This window comes from Coleofasciculus sp. FACHB-542 (genome assembly GCF_014695825.1).
GTDB lineage: Bacteria > Cyanobacteriota > Cyanobacteriia > Cyanobacteriales > FACHB-T130 > FACHB-T130.
This window is the reverse complement of sequence record NZ_JACJPB010000044.1, coordinates 117485-135755: the sequence shown is the minus strand read 5'-3', so window position 1 is coordinate 135755 and position 18271 is coordinate 117485. Positions and strand designations below refer to the sequence as shown.

The window sequence follows — 18271 nt, the reverse complement described above, 5'->3', positions numbered from 1 at the left end:
CATGCCCCTACGATGGTTCCCTCATTGTGGCTGCACAACGGCTGGAGAGGAAATTGGTTGTGCTTGTCCGGCTTGTACGAGAGCTTGATAAATTGCAGCAGCCACCTCAGCACGAGTCGCAGCCTGATTCGGTTTGAGCAAGTTTTGATTCGGATAGTTAATCACAAGACCGGCTGCTGTAGACGCTGCGACACCTTGGGTCGCGTACTTAGGAATCTCCTTGGCGTCTTGATAAGTCTGCAAAGCTTGAGCCGGATTGGACGGTGGTTTCAGCCCTAAGCCGCTAGCAAGCGCAACCAAAACTTGCGCTCTCGGAATTTCTTGGTTTGGGAGAAACCGATTTCCCGGATATCCTTTCAAAAAACCCGTTGCCACAGCTTGCTTGATTCCAGCTTCAGCCCAGTACCCAGAGGGGACATCTTTAAAATTCAAAGCATTCTGAGCCGGTTTTTGACCAAAAGCTTTCCGCAACGGAGCCGTAAATTCCGCTCTCGTGATCGGTTGATCGGGGCGAAAAGTGCCATCGGTGAAACCTGCGAGGATGTTGCGCTCAACCAGCGCTTGAATGTAAGGACGCGCCCAGTAATTATCCGGAACGTCGGAAAAGTCGATCGGTTTAGCTGGGGCAGAAGCTGTGGGGGCTGGTACGGGAACAACCGCCGCTGGGGCGGAAGGCGCGGGTGGTGCTGCGGGAGCGACTGAGGGCGCTGGGGCAGAAGGCGCGGGTACGACGGGTACGGGAATCGGGACGCTTCTCGATACCGTGTTTGGATCGTCCGGTATGAGTAGCGTTGAGTTTGGGTCGCTCGGTGAAGCAGAAGGTGCCGGAACCGTTTGCTGGGTGGGCGATTCTCCGGGTATCACCGTTGTTGGTAGCGGCGCTGCTGGCTTTGGACTCGCCGTGGCGTCAGGAGTCGGCAATCCGGTCAAATTCAACCCTGGCTCCCTTCTACCAATTGACCAGAAGAAAATCGTGCCAATCACGCCGAAGGCAACAACAATGCCAATCAACTCATCAAAGCCAAGCCGAGAGGAACGTGGATCGGGGGGAGGTGATGTCATTTACCTGAGTTCATGCAGCAAGTAGCTTATACCCTAAAATGCCTAGCTAAGTCATCCTTCTTAAAGCAAGAATTAAAAATTTTTGGAGGACAGAACATGAAACTTGTTTTGATAGAAAGTCCTGGCAAACGGCAGAAATGGCAGAAAAGCCTTGGTTCTGGCTACCGAGTGATGGCAAGCATGGGTCATGTTGTTGAGCTAGCGAAAGACGGGGAAGATGCACTGGGGTTTGACCTATCAGGCGATCGCGTTACTTGTCGATTTGTCCCCCGTGGCGACCGAGGCAAAAAGGTTCTCACAGAATTAAAACAAGCCGTCAAATCAGCAACCGAAGTTATATTTGCAACAGACCCAGACCGGGAAGGGGAGGTAATTTCTTGGCATCTCGCACGAGAACTCAAGGTAAAAAATCCCCGGCGCGTAGTGACGAGCGAGATTACAGAAACTGCGATTAAAAAAGCAGTGAGCAAACCCCGTCCCCTCGACCAGAACTTAGTAGATGCAGCTCTTTTGAGGACGTGTCTCGACAAGCTAGTTGGCTTCAGAGGCTCCCCTCTCGTTTGGTCGCTCAAAAACGGAGCCAAGTCAGTCGGTCGGGTTCAAAGCGCAACCTTGCACCTATTATGCGATCGCGAGAGAGCAATTACAGCCTTTGTCCCTGAAGATTACTGGTCTGTTTACGTTGACTACGCCGAGGGGTTTCGAGCCTTTTATGCCGGACAAGTGAATCGTTCCGATGAGCCTGAAGTAGAGGAAACCGATGATTCTGAGTCTCCTGACAGCAAAAAAGCTGCTGAAGGAACCAGAGTGACAACACAAACTCAAGGGGATCAACTGGTAGCGATGGCGAAGAGTCATCCGCATCAGGTAGTCAGCACCCAAGGTAAAGTGAGTTTCAAAAAACCACCCGCCGCATTTACTACCAGTTCCCTTCAGCAAGCAGCAGGAGCGCGTCTAAAGCTGAATCCAGAGAAAACAATGCAAGTGGCGCAAAAGCTGTACGAACAAGGATACATCACCTATATGCGTACAGATAGCCCAACTTTATCTGAGGAGTTTTGCGCTTCGGTGCGGAAGTATCTGGAGCAAAATGACCCAGAGAATGTCCCCCAAAAGACGACTGTTCGTAAAAGTGCAGCGCTGTCCCAGGAGGCGCACGAGGCAATTCGACCGACAGAGATTACCCGGCTACCATCCGTCATTAAAGCAGAGTTAACACCCGAAGAAGCTGGATTGTATGATTTGATATGGCGACGCGCGATCGCTTCTCTGTGTCAATCAGCGCGACTCTTGAAGACGAGAATTATCACAAAATCTGGTAGCGTAACTTGGCAAGCTTTGGGTCAGGTGCTACAGTTTGAGGGCTATCTGCGCTACTGGCGGGACATTGGCTCAGACCAAGTGTTGCCGACGCTGAAAGAGGGGCAATCGCTTACCTGTACCCAAGCGGGTGCCGATAAGAAGCAGACGATGCCACCACCCCGGTATTCTGAGTCTAAGTTGATTCAGGTGATGGAGAAACAGGGGATTGGGCGTCCTAGCACCTATGCTCCGACGGTAAAGACTTTGAAAGAGCGGGAGTATGTGGTTCTGAAGAAGGGGTTGCTCGTTCCGACCCAGCTAGGGATGGAAGTGGATGAGTTCTTGGGTCGGGTGTTACCTGAGCTGATTCGTGCAGATTTTACGGCAAAGATGGAGCGGGAATTGGATGCGATCGCTCACGGTAAGCTGGACTGGCAAAAGTATTTGACTAGCTGGAACCGAGATTATTTTGCCCCAGCGCTCAAGAAAGCCGGGGCAAAAATTCCCGCTTCTATGCCGACTGCAACGAATCCATGCCGAGTTAAGGTCACTTCACCTGTTTGTGAACCCCCGGATACTCGCACCGATACTAGCACGGAGACTCGGTCTGAACTTACTAATATTCGGTGTCCGAAATGCAAACATCCAATGACGAGGGTTTACTCGAAGTCTAAAAAACTTCAAACAGACCATTTTTTGAGCTGTGATGAGCGCAATAATGGCTGCGGTGCTGTAATGTTTTTTAACGTATCCACGCTAGAGTATGAATTGCCTGACGCTAAGCGGAAAAATCCGCCGCGTTCTGACAAGCCTTCTCAGCATTCTTGTCCGATTTGTGGCTCTTCCCTAGAGCGTTACAAATACACCAAAAATGGTCAAGATAAGGTGATGTTGCGTTGCTCTAACCCGAAAACCAAACAAAATAAATGCAAAGAGGTAGCCTTCTTTGAGAGTAAAAAAGGTAACTGGTGGTCGCCAAAATTTGGCGAGCTTGGCGCGGAGTAATTCAGTAAGAATGCGTAGGTATACCTGTGGCTTGGTTTCTTGATTTACAAAGCGCCTAATTGAAGGACGTTGTTTGCTTGATGGTTGAAGGGTCTGGAGTGTACGCAATCATTATCAAGTTTTAACTAAAAAATAAACGCCAAGTCAGTCCCCCCATTCCTCAACTTGAATTGCATTCTCTTGGCGATCTATTTCAAACTACAGCACAACTATTCACAAAGATCAGCGGCATTTCAACACTTTGGTAGTTGCCCTTATACATAGCTGGAAATAAAATGGCTGTGTATAAGCATACTTTGGGTAAGATTCAGTGGTTAAGGGCACCACATTTATTTAAAAATTTTTATTATACAAGATAATAAATAGAGCTAAATTTAAATTGATAGCAAACCTTATTTTTGCTGCAACGCTTAATAAATTTAAAAAGTATTTTTGTTGTTTTAAACGTTCTTTTAATAAAAATTTGAACAAGAGAAATTTACCTATTTTTTTATAAATTCTAAAATCAAAACTAAAATAAATACACTCTTTTACCTTTTCAAATTGAATACAATTTAAATTGTAAAAAATTGAAACCTGTAGTTTCAGCGTACTTGCGATTCTAAATTACCAATTTTAAATACTCTAAGTTTTACTGTGCCTGGGTTTTAACCCCTAAAAATTTTTTTAACCACGATCCCTTAGCTTTATACCCTGTACCCAAGGCTTGGCAGAGAACTCAAAAAATCAAGTCATTATAACATAAAATCTCAAGCACAAGAAAATTTGTTAAAATAGTTAACTTGCTTCAAGGGACTGAAATTGCTATTATTTAAATTCCTGATTTTGCCTATCTGCGTGCAGCCTACAAAGCTTTCGCCCAAGCTGAGAATATGAAGCTGGGTGTACCCACTCGTGTGAAAATAAACAGCAAACTTCCACAGGTTTAAATTGAGTGGATATACAACTACACTAAAGCGGAATAACTTGGTATCATAACCCTTTGAACCAGGAACGTCACTAGCGTCAGGTTGAGGAATGAAGTCTGATAAATCATTGATAAACAACAAAATTAAGCGGCAACTGCAACAAACACCAGTGGCGATTATCGGAATGGGTTGCATTTTTCCGCAAGCCAGGACTCTAGAAGAGTATTGGGAAAATATCATTACAAAAACCGATTGTATCTCTGATGTTCCTCCCTCACGCTGGCGGATTGAGGACTACTACGATCCAGATCCCAAGGCACCGGATAAGACTTATTGCAAACGAGGCGGATTCATCCCGGATATTGATTTTGATCCGATGGAATTTGGGTTGCCTCCCAATATTCTAGAGGTGACAGATGTCGCCCAAATGCTCTCGTTGGTAGTTGCCAAACAGGCAATGGAAGACGCTGGTTACGGTGAATCCAGAGATTTTAATCGGAAAGGCACAGGCGTCATTCTGGGCGTAGGGGGCGGGCAGAAACTAATTACGCCGCTAACTGCCCGTTTGCAATATCCCGTTTGGGAGAAGGTTCTTAAAAACAGTGGTGTATCTGACGAAGATACCCAAAAGATTATTGAGAAGATAAAACTTGCCTATATCGGCTGGGAGGAAAATTCTTTTCCGGGCATGCTGGGGAACGTGATTGCCGGACGAATTGCCAACCGCCTAGATTTAGGAGGAATTAACTGTGTTGTAGATGCAGCCTGTGCCGGGTCATTAAGCGCCCTGCGGATGGCTTTGAGTGAATTGACCGAGTATCGTAGCGACATGATGATCGCGGGCGGTGTGGATGCCGACAATTCGATCTTCATGTATATGTGCTTTAGTAAAACGCCTGCCTTTTCTAAAGAAGGGAATTCTCGTCCCTTCGATATAAATTCCGACGGGATGCTGTTGGGTGAAGGCATGGGAATGATGGTTCTCAAGCGGCTTGAAGATGCCGAACGAGATGGCGATCGCATTTATGCCGTCATCAAGGGAATGGGCACCTCCAGCGATGGCAAATCTAAGAGCATTTATGCTCCTCGTTCGGAAGGGCAAGCCGTAGCGTTGCGTCGAGCTTATGAAGATGCTGGATTTGCACCCTCAACAGTCGGTCTGATTGAAGCTCATGGTACAGGAACCGTCGCTGGCGATCCGACAGAGTTTGCAGGCTTAAATGAAGTTTTTAGCCAAAACAACTCCCAAAAACAACATATTGCCTTGGGGAGCGTTAAGTCTCAGATTGGACATACCAAAGCAACAGCAGGTGCAGCCAGCCTGATCAAAACGGCTTTGGCTTTGCACCATAAGATATTACCCCCAACGATTAATGTCACCCAACCCAACCCTAAACTTAAAATAGAAGACTCACCCTTCTATTTGAATACCGAAACCAGACCCTGGCTTGGCATTGATGATGAAACGCCAAGAAGAGCAGGGGTCAGTGCGTTTGGCTTTGGAGGCACGAATTATCATGTCGTCCTCGAAGAATATCAAAGGGAACATCAACAGGCTTATCGTTTACACAGTACGCCAGCGACCATTCTGCTGGATGCTCCAACAGTAGGAGAATTATTGGCGAAGTGTGAAACCCTAGAGTCGCAATTAGCAAGCGATCGCGGCACACAACATTACACAGAACTTGTCAGCGCTGCGAGTTTAAAAATTCCCGTTGCCTCAGCCAGAGTGGGATTTGTCGCCACCTCTGCCGCAGAGGCCCGTGAATTATTGCAGATTACGATTGACTTACTGAAAAACAAACAGCAAGCCCAATCGTGGGAGCATCCCAAAGGAATCTATTACCGCAAAACTAGCCTGAACCCCCAAGGGAAGGTAGTGGCGCTGTTTTCGGGGCAAGGTTCGCAGTATTTGGAGATGGGTAAGGAACTTGTCCTTAACTTCCCTCAGCTTCGCCAAGCTTACAGCGATATGGACAAATACCTGGGCAAGAATGGGTTGCCACCCATTTCCCAAGTCGTTTTCCCGTGTCCTGTTTTTGACAACGCCCAAAAGGATGCCCAAATTGCGGCATTACAACAGACCGAAAATGCCCAACCCGCAATTGGTGCCTTGAGTTTTGGTCTCTACAAGATTATAGAAGAGGCAGGGTTCAAGCCTGATTATGTGGCAGGGCACAGCTTCGGGGAACTGACAGCCCTATGGGCGGCGGGCGTTCTGAATGACGAAGATTACTTTTTCCTCGTCAAAGCCAGAGGTCAAGCGATGGCATTCCCCGACGATCCAAAAGTTGATACCGGCATGATGCTGGCGGTGAAAGGGGATATTTATAAAGTCAAAGAAGTTGTCGAGAATTTCCCCAAAATCACCATTGCCAACTGGAACTCTAACAATCAGGTGGTATTAGCGGGGGCGAAGGGAGAAATCGCCAAAGTCCAGCAGAAATTGGAGCAGCTTGGGTATTCGGTTGTTTTACTACCCGTTTCCGCAGCTTTCCATTCACCGTTTGTCGCTCACGCTCAAAAACGGTTTGCAGAGGTGCTGGATCGCGTTACTTTTAATCAGCCGAAAATCCCGGTATACTCCAATACAACCGGAAATCTTTATCCAGACAATTCCCATACCATTGGACAAACCTTAGCTGCACATATTGTCAATCCTGTGCATTTTAAGCAGGAAGTTGAAAATATTTACGCAGCCGGGGGATATTTCTTTGTCGAAATTGGTCCCAGGAATATCCTGACCAATCTGGTGAAGAATATCCTCGAAGATCGACCCCATTTAGCGATCGCCTTGAATGCCAGTAGCAAAGGAGATAGCCAGCGCCAGTTGTGCGAAGCCTTTGTTCAGTTGCGCGTGGCTGGCTTGTCTTTACAAAACCTCGATCCTTACCTAGTTAAACCAAAAACATCCAATTCTCAGCAAAAGAAGAGATTGAATGTGCCTTTAAACGGCGCTAACTATGTCAGTGAAAAAACCAAAGCTGCTTTTGAACAAGCTTTGCAAAACGGACACCAAATCAAGGGAAATCCAGAAAGGGAAAACAGGAATGGGAAATCGACACAGGAGCCGAAGAAATCTTTAGCCCCGAAACCAACACCACACATCGTCCCAATCCCTACCCCTCAACCCGTAATTCCCGTACCCGTAATTCCCCAAGTCAAAATGCCAGAGCCGATACCAGTTCCACCCGCAACCAAATCAGAGGCGCAACCCATGCAACAATCTTCTGTAAATAATCAGGGTCTTCTAGAAAGTTTAGAGCGCAACATGATGCGCTTTCACGAACATCAAGCTGCCAGCCAGCAAGTTCACGAACAATACCTGAAAAATCAGTTGGAATATTCCCAAAGATTTTTCCAGCTCATGCAGCAACATTATTCCCTGTTGGGTGCTGGTAACGGTGCCAATGGGTCAGTTGTGAATGGTCAGGCGTCACTAGCGCCCGTTCGGAACTTGGAACAAGGGCAAAACGGACAAGGAACCTCTGACAAACTACATTACTCGGTTGTTGCCCCCACTACCCCGGCTGTCGTGCCGATGCCGGAACTGACGATTTCTGGGCTAGCTGCCCCAGATGCCGTCCCTACAGCGCCAGTATCCCAACCTGTTTCCAGCAATGGTTCGCAGCCAGCCCAGGCTCTCCAAGTAGAGACAAGTCTGCAAAATCAAATCGCTCAAGCAGAGCAGGTAGAAGTTGCGCCATCGGTCATCGAAACAACCTCTAGCTCATCTGTAACAGCGCCATCGGTAGATTTGACCCCCCTGATCGAATCCCTGTTAGAAGTGGTCAGCGAGAAGACTGGCTACCCCACGGAAATGCTAGAGCTTTCAATGGACATGGAAGCAGATTTGGGGATTGACTCGATCAAGCGGGTGGAAATCTTGGGAGCAATGCAGGAGTTATTCCCTGATTTGCCGCCGGTGAATCCAGAACAGCTAGCCGAACTCCGCACCCTCGCTCAAATTGTTGAATATATGGGCAACAAAGCGCCATCAACAGAGGTCGAGGTTTCTGCTCCAGCGGCAGCAGTTTCAGCGAAGGCAGAAAACGGATTTGTCTCCCAGGAGAAGGCGAATGCTCTGATCCAATCCCTGTTAGAAGTAGTCAGTGAGAAGACTGGCTACCCCACGGAAATGCTAGAGCTTTCGATGGACATGGAAGCAGATTTGGGGATTGACTCGATCAAGCGGGTGGAAATCTTGGGGGCAATGCAGGAGTTATTCCCTGATTTGCCGCCGGTGAATCCAGAACAGCTAGCCGAACTCCGCACCCTTGCTCAAATTGTTGAATATATGAGCCAGGAATCGCGGGTGGCTGAAAAAAAAACTTAACCCCAGAATCGCAGCAAGTTGAAGCTTCAGATGAAGCTTCAACTGAAGCTGAGCACAAGATTCAACGCGGTCGGGCGAGGCTCCAACCTCTGAGTGAGGCAGATTATCTGGATTTCACCTTGCCCGACCATCACATTTGTTTGCTGACCGATGACGGTAGCCCTGCCAGTATCAGATTGGTCAAGTCTCTTTCAGACCGAGGGTGGAAAGTGGTTGTATTAAGTTTCCCCGAATCTGTTATTGCCCAACGGCTACCGTTACCGGGAGGAATTAACCGTGTGGTGCTGGCAGATTTGAGCGAGGAGCATTTGAAACAACAGCTGATGGCGATCGCGCAAAACTACGGCTCGATTGGCACGTTCGTTCATCTGCATCCCTCAATTCAAGCAAGTCTTGGGCAGGAATCGGAAAGAGCCATCCTCAAGCATATTTTTCTGATTGCTAAGCACCTCAAAAAATCACTGAATGAAGCAGCACGTCAAGGACGCAGTTGTTTCCTCACCGTGAGCCGCCTGGATGGGCAATTCGGTTTAAGTCGCAAAACAGAGTTTAGCGCCATCGGTGGGGGGCTGTTCGGCTTGACGAAAACCCTCAACCTGGAATGGGAACGGGTGTTTTGTCGCGCCATCGATTTGAGTCCCGCTTTCGATGAAGAATTTGTCGCCCAATCGATTGTCGCGGAACTTCACGACCCCAATCGGTTGATTACCGAAGTCGGGTACAGTTCCCAGGGGAGAACCACCCTGGTAGCCGAGATGTGTAGGGTTAAGAAGAACGCTCGCGGCACAACACATCAAATTACTCCATCCTCGGTGTTTCTCGTCAGCGGCGGTGGACGCGGGATTACTTCCCAGTGTGTCATCAAGCTAGCGCAACGCTACCGATGCAAATTTATCCTCCTCGGTCGCTCAAGCATCAATCCGGAGCCAGCATGGGCAAAAGGCTGTGTTGATGAATTTGATTTGAAAAAGCGGATTATGGCAGATATTACTGCACGAGGAGAGAAACCCACCCCAATCAAAGTCCAAAAGACACTGAAGGGGATTTTAGCCCAACGAGAAATCGCCCAAACGCTGGAAGCGATTAAGCAAGCGGGTGGGAAAGCAGAATATCTCAGCGCCGACATTACCGATGCGATCGCTTTAAAGGAAAAACTAGCAGATGCCGTCCAGCGTTTCGGAGCGATCTCCGGAATTCTTCATGGCGCTGGCAATTTGGCAGATAAATTGATTGAGAATAAATCCGAACAGGATTTTGAAGCCGTTTATACTGCCAAAGTCAAAGGATTGGAAAATCTGCTGAGTTGTGTCAATCCGAATCAAATCAAGCATTTGGTGTTGTTCGCTTCAGCCGCTGGGTTTTACGGAAATATTGGTCAATCGGATTATGCGATCGCCAATGAGATTCTCAATAAATTTGCCCATCACTTTAAGCGCCTCCATCCCGAATGTCACGTAGCTTCCTTTAATTGGGGACCTTGGGATGGCGGGATGGTTACGCCTGAGTTAAAACAGATTTTTGCCGAACGCAAGGTTGAGGTAATTCCCGTTGAAGTGGGCACTCAGATGCTAGTTGACGAACTAGATTTTGGCGAACGGGAAACGGTACAAGTCTTAGTGGGGAGTCCTCTGGTAGTCGTGTCTGGAGAGCTAGATTCAGAACTCCGGACTTACCAAATTCATCGAAAATTAAACCTGAAAGCAAATTCCTTTTTGCAAGATCATGCGATTGGTGGTCAAGCGGTATTACCAACCGTTTGTGGTTCAGTATGGCTTGCCAATGTTAGCGAACAGCTATATCCTGGCTACAAGTTTTTTAGCTGCGAAAACTTCAAGGTCTTAAAAGGCATTGTTTTCGATGAAACATTGGCAAGCGAATACATCTTGGAAGTGAAGGAAGTCAATAAATCCCAGAACGAGCAGCTCGAACTCGCAGCGACAATATGGAGTGAAGCGGAACCCGGAAAACGCCGCTATCATTACAACGGGCAGGTGAAACTCCTGAAGGAAATTCCGGAAGCTCCCACTTACAAATTTGACGCCACTCAAAGTCAAGAGTTTGCGTTTCTATCGCCTTATCAGGATGGCACCTTGTTTCATGGCCCTAGTTTTAAAGGGGTAAAACAAGTTTTAAATATTACGCCAGAAACCCTGACGATGGAATGTGTTTTACCCCAAATCGCTGAAGAACAGCGGGGACAGTTTCCGGCACAGGCATTCGATTTTGTCGCCAAAGATGTGCAATTTCAGTGCATGTTGATTTGGGTAAGGCATTTTTATCAGGCGGCTAGTCTCCCTTTACGCTGCCAGAAAGGAGAGCATTTCCAAACGATTCCCTTGGGTAAACCATTTTACGTGTCGATGGATGTCATTTCTAGCAATGAGACAAAGTTAGTGGCGAACATCACTTCCCACGATATCCAAGGAAAAGTTTACTCGCGAGTATTTGGGGCAGAAGTGACGATTAGCAAACAACTGAACCGTCTATTCTTTAACTCAGAAAAAGTAGGAGTTAAGTAATGGCGAGTTAAGAAACCATTCAGCGTGCTGTAGTCGCGATCGCTGCTACAGCACGCTGGCTAGAGCCTATTTAAAATAAAGTCGTTTTTTATTAATCTTTTAGGAATATTGAATGGAAAAAATTGCAATCATCGGTTTATCTAGCTTATTCCCAGGTGCAGAAAGTCCTGAGCAATATTGGCAGAATTTAATTGCTAAAAAAGATTTTAAAAGCTTAGCAACAGTCGAACAAATGGGAGTAGACCCCCAAAAGTTTTATTCGACAGATAAAGGGAAGCTAGATAAATACTATTGTTTAAAGGGAGGGTATATTCGAGATTTTCAGTTAGATACCAGCGAGTATCAGATGGCTCCTGAGTTACTGAAAAGCTTAGATGAAATTTATCAATGGTCTTTATACGTCTCAAAACAAGCATTAAAAGATAGCGGTTATTTAGGAAATCAATCAGTTCTGGAAAAATGCGGCGTGATTCTGGGGAATCTTTCTTTTCCTACCCGCTTTTCCCATCGTTTTTTTGCACCAATCTATCAAAAATTTCTTGATTCAGCCCTTCAGCAACTTTTAGAAGAAGAATCTTTCCAACTAAAAAAACCACCTTCTGATGGATCTCTTTTAAATGGAATGTTAGCTGGGTATCCGGCAGCAGTCATTGCTCAAGCGCTGTCTTTATCTGGAATTAATTTATCTCTGGATGCAGCCTGTGCGACATCGCTGTATGCAGTTAAATTAGCTTGTCACTATCTGTTATCCGGCAAAGCTGACCTGATGTTAGCGGGTGCGGTGAGTTGCGCCGATCCGTTCTTCATCAATATGGGATTTTCAATTTTCCACGCTTATCCAGAAGATGGGATATCGCGTCCTTTTGATAAGTCATCCGGAGGACTCGTAGCTGGAGAAGGAGCCGGAATGGTTGTCCTGAAACGATATAGCGATGCGCTGCGAGATGGCGATCGCATCTACGCCACAATCTGCGGTGTTGGCTTATCGAATGACGGGAAAGGGAAATTCGTCCTCAGTCCCAATCCCAAAGGGCAAATCTTAGCCTTTGAACGGGCATATACCGAAGCCGGAATTCATCCCAACAGTATCGATTACATTGAGTGTCATGCCACGGGGACTCCGGTCGGAGATATCACCGAACTCAACTCGATGGAGACCTTCTTCGGTCAGTCTCAAACGGTGCCTCTGATTGGTTCTGTCAAATCCAATTTTGGTCACTTATTAACGGCTGCGGGAATCGCGGGTCTCATCAAAGTGATTTTGAGCATGGGTGAAGAGATCATCCCGGCGACAATCGACGTAATTGACCCCCTCCGTTCAGAAAAAGGCGCGATCGCTGCTGAACAGATGGTTACTTCCCCGACACCCTGGCCTCAAAAACAACCGACAAAACGCGCCGCCATCAATGCTTTTGGTTTTGGTGGTACTAATGCTCATTTGATTTTAGAATCTTCAGAGGCAACGGCGGGAGAAGGTGAGGATTCCCAATCCCCAATTCCCAATCCTCAACTCAACACTCAACACTCAACACTCAACACTCAACACTCATTAGCGATCGTCGGCATGGATGCCTTCTTTGGCTCCTGTAAAAGTTTAGATGCCTTCGAGCGCACAATTTATGAGGGAACGCAGCATTTTATCCCCCTTCCGCCTCAGCGCTGGCAAGGTATCGAAGAGCAACCCCAATTACTCAAAGAATATGGCTTGGCAAACGGTGAAGCGCCTCTGGGAGCCTACATTCAAGATTTTGAACTCGATTTTCTCAATTTCAAAATCCCGCCCCGCGACGAAGATCAACTGATTCCTCAACAGCTATTGATGCTAAAGGTGGCGGACAACGCCATCAAAGATGCAAAACTAGCGCAAGGGGGAAATGTCGCCGTGATTGTGGCGATGGGGACAGAACTCTCCTTGCACCAGTATCGCGGTCGATGCGATTTATCTTGGCAAATCAAAGAGAGCTTGGAACAAGCAAATATTTCTTTGTCTCCCGAAAAACTTGCCGAACTGGAAACTATTGCCAAAGATAGCTTGCATCCTCCGGCGCAAGTCAACCGATACACTAGCTTCATCGGCAATGTGATGGCTAGTCGCATTTCCGCCCAGTGGGATTTCACTGGTCCCTCCTTCACCATTTCTGCCGAAGAAAATTCGGTTTTTAAAGCTTTAGAAGTCGCTCAACTCCTGCTCTCTAATGGAGAAGTTGATGCTATTGTCGTCGGCGCTGTCGATCTCTCTGGTGGATTGGAAAACGTATTATTCCGCCAGCAGTTAGCACCGATTAATCAAGGGATTCCCACCTTAAGCTTTGATGAAAACGCGAATGGCTGGATGGTCGGAGAAGGTGCAGGTGCCGTCATTTTAAAGCGGCACGAAACAGCCAAACAAGAGCAAGACCGAATTTATGCCGTTATTGATGCCATCAGCTTAATTCAGGATAATGCCAATCATCAATCGACGAGCGATCGCATGCTCACACAAGCTTGTCAGCAGGCGTTCGATTTAGCAGGTATTCACCCTACAGACATCGGGTATCTGGAAGTTTTTGGCAGTGGCGTCGCCTCAGAAGATGAAGCCGAAATCAAAGGTTTACTTTCTGCCTATCAAACTTCCCAAGCGAGTTTGAGTTGTTGCCTGGGAAGCGTCAAAGCCAACATCGGTCATACTTATACCGCTTCCGGGATGGCGAGTTTAATCAAAACTGTCCTCTGCCTGTTTCATCGGTATATTCCTGCGACTCCCCAGTGGTCTAGACCGAAACTGCCTCAGATGTGGCAAGGAAGTCCCTTCTACGTCACCACCGAATCGAGAACTTGGTTCTTGGAACCCGAAGCGTCCAAAAGAGTGGCTGCAATTAACGGCTTAGGCATAGATGGTACTTATTCTCACATCATCCTCTCGGAAGAATTGAGCCAAAAAGAGCGTCCTAGCAAGTATCTGGAACAAACGCCCTTCTATCTATTTCCCCTGACCGCTAATCATCAATCTGCGTTGCTCGAACAGTTGCATTCGCTCCAAAATCTTATTGAAACGGGTGACGATCTATCCGTTGCAGCAACACAGACCTTTACAGCTTTTGGGAAATCGCCCCAGGCGACTTATACCCTAGCGATTGTCGGTTCTCATAAACAGGAAATCCTGCGGGAAATCCACTTAGCGATCGCAGGTATCAAAAAAAGCTTTGAAACTGGCGGAGAATGGAAAACACCACTTGGCAGTTATTTCACACCGAAACCTTTAGGAAATGAGGGTAAAGTTGCCTTTGTTTACCCTGGTATGGCTAGTTCTGGTCTGGGGCTGGGACGGGACATTTTCCAGCTATTTCCTAAAGTTTACGATAGCTTCTCGGCTCTGACTCCCTATCCAGGTCAGGTCATGCACGAGAAACTTCATTATCCCAAAAGTTTAGAAAAACTTTCCAGTCAAGCACAAGCAGAGAAACAGGCAGAATTTTTGGGTGACGGAGTAGCAATGTGCCAAACCGGAATCAGTTTGGCAGTGCTATATAGCCTGATTCTCAGACAGTATTTCCAAGTCCAACCCCAAGTTGCATTTGGGTATAGCTTGGGTGAAGCTAGCAGTATGCTGTTTGCCCTTGACATTTGGCGCGATGATGGGAAATTAAGCGAAGCTTTAGTGTCCTCTCCTCTATTTAGAACTGATTTATGCGGTCCCTGTTTAGCAGGACGTAGGTTTTGGGGTTTGTCAGAAAGCGATCGCTCGGAAAAATTTTGGATTTCCTATGTTCTCAAAGCGCCCGTATCGACAGTTAAGGAAGTCCTAAAGCAGGAAGAACGTGTTTATCTGTCATTTATCAATACTCCAGAAGAAGTAGTAATTGGTGGAGATCCGCAAGCTTGCTTAAGAGTGATTGAAACTCTCAAGTGCAAATATTTCCCCATCAATTTTGACAGTGTATTGCACTGCGAACCAACAAATACTGAGTATGAGGGATTGGTTGAATTACACACAATTCCCATCCAAAATGTACCCGATATTCAGTTTTATTCTGGAGTAAATTACGCTCCGATTAAGCTAGATACTAATTCTCTGGCCCATAACGCCGCCAAAATCTGCTGTATAACGGTTGATTTCCCTAGAATTATTCATCGTGTCTACGAAGATGGTGTCAGAATCTTTATTGAGGTAGGCGCAGGAAACAACTGTTCTCGATGGATTAGCGAAACGCTTAAGCAACAAGAGCATATTGCCATATCCATCAATACCAAAGGCGTTGATGACCATACTGGAGTGGTCAGGGTTTTAGCAAAACTTGTGAGTCACGGCGTCTCTGTGGATTTGTCCCCACTTTATTCTCAAGTGCCAGAAAAATCTATCCAACGTCAATCAATTGTTAAAAAAGTTACTTTGGGTGGAAGACGAATTTATTCTAAAATATTGACCGCTGAAAATTGTGAGATTTTCCGAAAAGAGATAATAAGAGGTAATAAAGCAAAAGCCATGACAATAGCAAAAGAACCCCAACAGACAACTAATCATCAAAACCAAATGATGAAGATATTTCAGCTACAAATAGCTGTAGCCGAACAATTATTGAATCAAAATATATCAGCTCAGAGCAATGGTCAGATAGCCCCTGCAACTTCAGATCCTCAGCGCAATAGTTACACAAAGCCTTCTAATATTGTTTGGGATGAAGCAGATTTACTAGAATTTGCTGAAGGGAAAATTTCCCGTGTCTTCGGTAAAGACTATGAAATTATCGATTCCTATTCCCGGCGAGTGCGGCTGCCAGTTCCGCCCTATCTCTTGGTGAGCAGGGTTACTAAACTCGATGGGGAAATAAATAGCTTTAAACCCTCTTCAATTACAACCGAATACGATATTCCACAGAATGCCTGGTACGCTGTTGATGGTCAAGCTCCTTGGGCAATCAGTGTAGAATCTGGTCAATGCGATTTATTATTAATCAGCTACCTAGGAATTGATTTTGAGAATAAAGGCGACCTAGTTTATCGCTTGCTTGATTGCACCCTAACGTTTCTGGATGATTTACCCAAAGAAGGACAAACCCTGCGTTATGACATCCGCATAAATTCTTTTGTGCGAAGCGGAGATAACCTACTATTTTTCTTTAGTTACGAGTGCTTTGTTGGGGATAAAATGATCCTCAAAATGGACGGAGGCTGTGCCGGATTCTTTTCCGACGAACAACTCGAAAATGGTAAGGGAATTATTGTTTCCGATAAAGAACTTGAAGCGCGAAGCAAGATTCCAAAGCAAAAGTTTGAGCCTCTGCTAATCTGTCAAAAATCAAGCCTAGATGAGTCAGATATGTTATCCCTCACCGAGGGTAATATTGCTGCCTGCTTAGGAGACCATTATTGGCAAGATGGCTTAAATCCCTCCCTGCGCTTGCCCCCGAAGGCAATGCTCATGATCGATCGCATCACATCAGTAGAACCGACAGGAGGGGCTTGGGGTTTAGGTCTAATTATCGGCGAAAAATTTCTTGACCCAGATCATTGGTATTTCCCCTGCCACTTCAAAGACGATCAGGTGATGGCTGGTTCCCTGATGGCAGAAGGGTGCGGTCAACTCTTGCAATTCTATCTTCTCTATTTAGGATTGCAAACCTACACGGTTGATGCTAGATTTCAACCGATTCCCGGTTTGCCACAGGTCGTCCGTTGTCGCGGACAGGTGACTCCCATTTCGGGCAAATTAATCTATCGGATGGAAATCACTGAAATTGGCATTACACCAAAACCTTATGCAAAATGTAATGTTGAAGTCATCCTGAACGGCAAAATTGTTGTTCACTTCCAAGACCTAGGCTTGCAGCTATCTGAAAAGAACCCTAATCATTCAATTTCTGTTGAACAAGCGATAAACAACTCTCAACAAAAGGCAGGATTCCCCCGGAAACCAGCCTTATTAAATGAAGATCAAGTCAACGAATTTTGTCTGGGTTCGGTTGCTAAGTGTTTTGGCCCAGAATTCGAGATTTATGACAACGGTGGCGTCAAAGCTTCGCGAATGCCCAATACTCATCTCAATTTGGTGCATCGCGTTTTGGAAGTGAATGGTAAGCGCCATGAACTAACAAAAAATTCCAGTATTGTTACTGAATACGACGTTCCCACAGAGCCTTGGTATTATCGCCAAAACTCCTCTCCGACAATACCGTACTCAATTTTAATGGAGATAGCTCTGCAACCCTGTGGTTTTCTCTCTGCTTATTTAGGAACTACTTTGTTGTATCCAAATCAAGACTTGTACTTCCGCAATCTTGATGGACAGGGTCGCCTTCTCAAGGATATAGATATTCGAGGAAAGACGATTACGAATACAGCCCGGTTACTGTCTTCATCCAATATCCAGGGAGTGATTATTCAGAGTTTTGATTTTCAAATGGTTTGCGATGGCGAACCGTTTTATGAAGGAACTGCCGCATTTGGTCATTTTAGCCCCCAATCTTTAGCAAATCAGGTAGGACTGGATCGCGGTAAGGATGTTCCACCCTGGTACGAAACGGAAAATACCACCGGACTCGCGAAAGCAAAAATCGACTTAAGGAGTCCGGAAAGTAGAGCCAAGTTTTATCGCCTTAATCAGGCTCGACCCCATTATCGGCTTGCTCAGTATCAGTTAGACCTCCTGAATGAAGTACGAATTATTCAAGGAGGAGGGAACTATCAGCAAGGCTACATCTATGCCCGAAAAGAGGTAAAGCCGAATGACTGGTATTTCAAGTGTCATTTTTACCTTGACCCGGTCATGCCTGGTTCATTAGGAATTGAGGGGATTTTGCAAGCGATGCAAGTCTATGCCTTGCAGAACGATCTTGGTAAACAATTCAAATCTCCCCGTTTTGTCCAAGCCATCGACCATCTAATCGTTTGGAAATATCGCGGACAAATTCCTCATGGTCATACCGAGATGTATTTAGAGGTTCATATTTCCAAAGTGGATATTACTCCAAACAAAGTCACCTTAATCGGTGATGCCAGTTTGTGGAAACCCAACCTGAGAATCTATGAAGTTAAAGACATCGCTCTTTGTTTAGTTGAGTCTGATTAAAATCTATCAAACTCACACTATGGTTCAGTTAGTACTGTTGGTGAATTAAGAACCTAACCCCCAGCCCCCTTCCCTAGTAGGGAAGGGGAGTCCG

At 46.2% G+C, this 18271-nt stretch carries 5 protein-coding genes; 4 read left to right on the top strand and 1 reads right to left on the bottom strand.

Annotation, left to right across the window (positions count from 1 at the left end; translation table 11 throughout):
- Nucleotides 1–21 precede the first annotated feature (21 nt).
- Nucleotides 22–1062: an S-layer homology domain-containing protein gene (locus H6F52_RS17360; RefSeq protein ID WP_190536224.1), complete on the bottom strand. Its 1041-nt coding sequence runs from the start codon at nt 1060–1062 to the stop codon at nt 22–24.
- 96 nt (nt 1063–1158) lie between these two features.
- On the opposite strand from H6F52_RS17360, the gene topA reads away from it, so the two are divergent.
- From topA to H6F52_RS17345, 4 genes are all read left to right on the top strand, one after another.
- Complete coding sequence (gene topA, locus H6F52_RS17355) at nt 1159–3369, top strand: type I DNA topoisomerase (RefSeq protein ID WP_190536223.1); 2211 nt, start codon at nt 1159–1161, stop codon at nt 3367–3369.
- Nucleotides 3370–4386: 1017 nt separating this feature from the next.
- The gene (locus H6F52_RS25325; protein WP_199300604.1) at nt 4387–8613 is read left to right on the top strand and encodes a type I polyketide synthase; all 4227 of its coding nucleotides are present in this window, start codon (nt 4387–4389) and stop codon (nt 8611–8613) included.
- A 119-nt stretch (nt 8614–8732) separates the two neighbouring features.
- Entirely contained in the window at nt 8733–11132 is a 2400-nt protein-coding gene (locus tag H6F52_RS25320; RefSeq protein WP_199300603.1) for an SDR family NAD(P)-dependent oxidoreductase, read from the top strand.
- A 112-nt stretch (nt 11133–11244) separates the two neighbouring features.
- Nucleotides 11245–18177 (top strand): PfaB family protein, encoded by a 6933-nt coding sequence (locus H6F52_RS17345; protein WP_190536222.1) that lies wholly within the window; start codon nt 11245–11247, stop codon nt 18175–18177.
- Nucleotides 18178–18271: the final 94 nt, after the last annotated feature.

Excerpts from the sequence above, each read along its gene's own strand:
- H6F52_RS17360 (WP_190536224.1), bottom strand. The coding sequence starts at position 1,062 with ATGACATCACCTCCCCCCGATCCACGTTCCTCTCGGCTTGGCTTTGAT.
- topA (WP_190536223.1), top strand. The coding sequence starts at position 1,159 with ATGAAACTTGTTTTGATAGAAAGTCCTGGCAAACGGCAGAAATGGCAG.
- H6F52_RS25325 (WP_199300604.1), top strand. The coding sequence starts at position 4,387 with ATGAAGTCTGATAAATCATTGATAAACAACAAAATTAAGCGGCAACTG.
- H6F52_RS17345 (WP_190536222.1), top strand. The coding sequence starts at position 11,245 with ATGGAAAAAATTGCAATCATCGGTTTATCTAGCTTATTCCCAGGTGCA.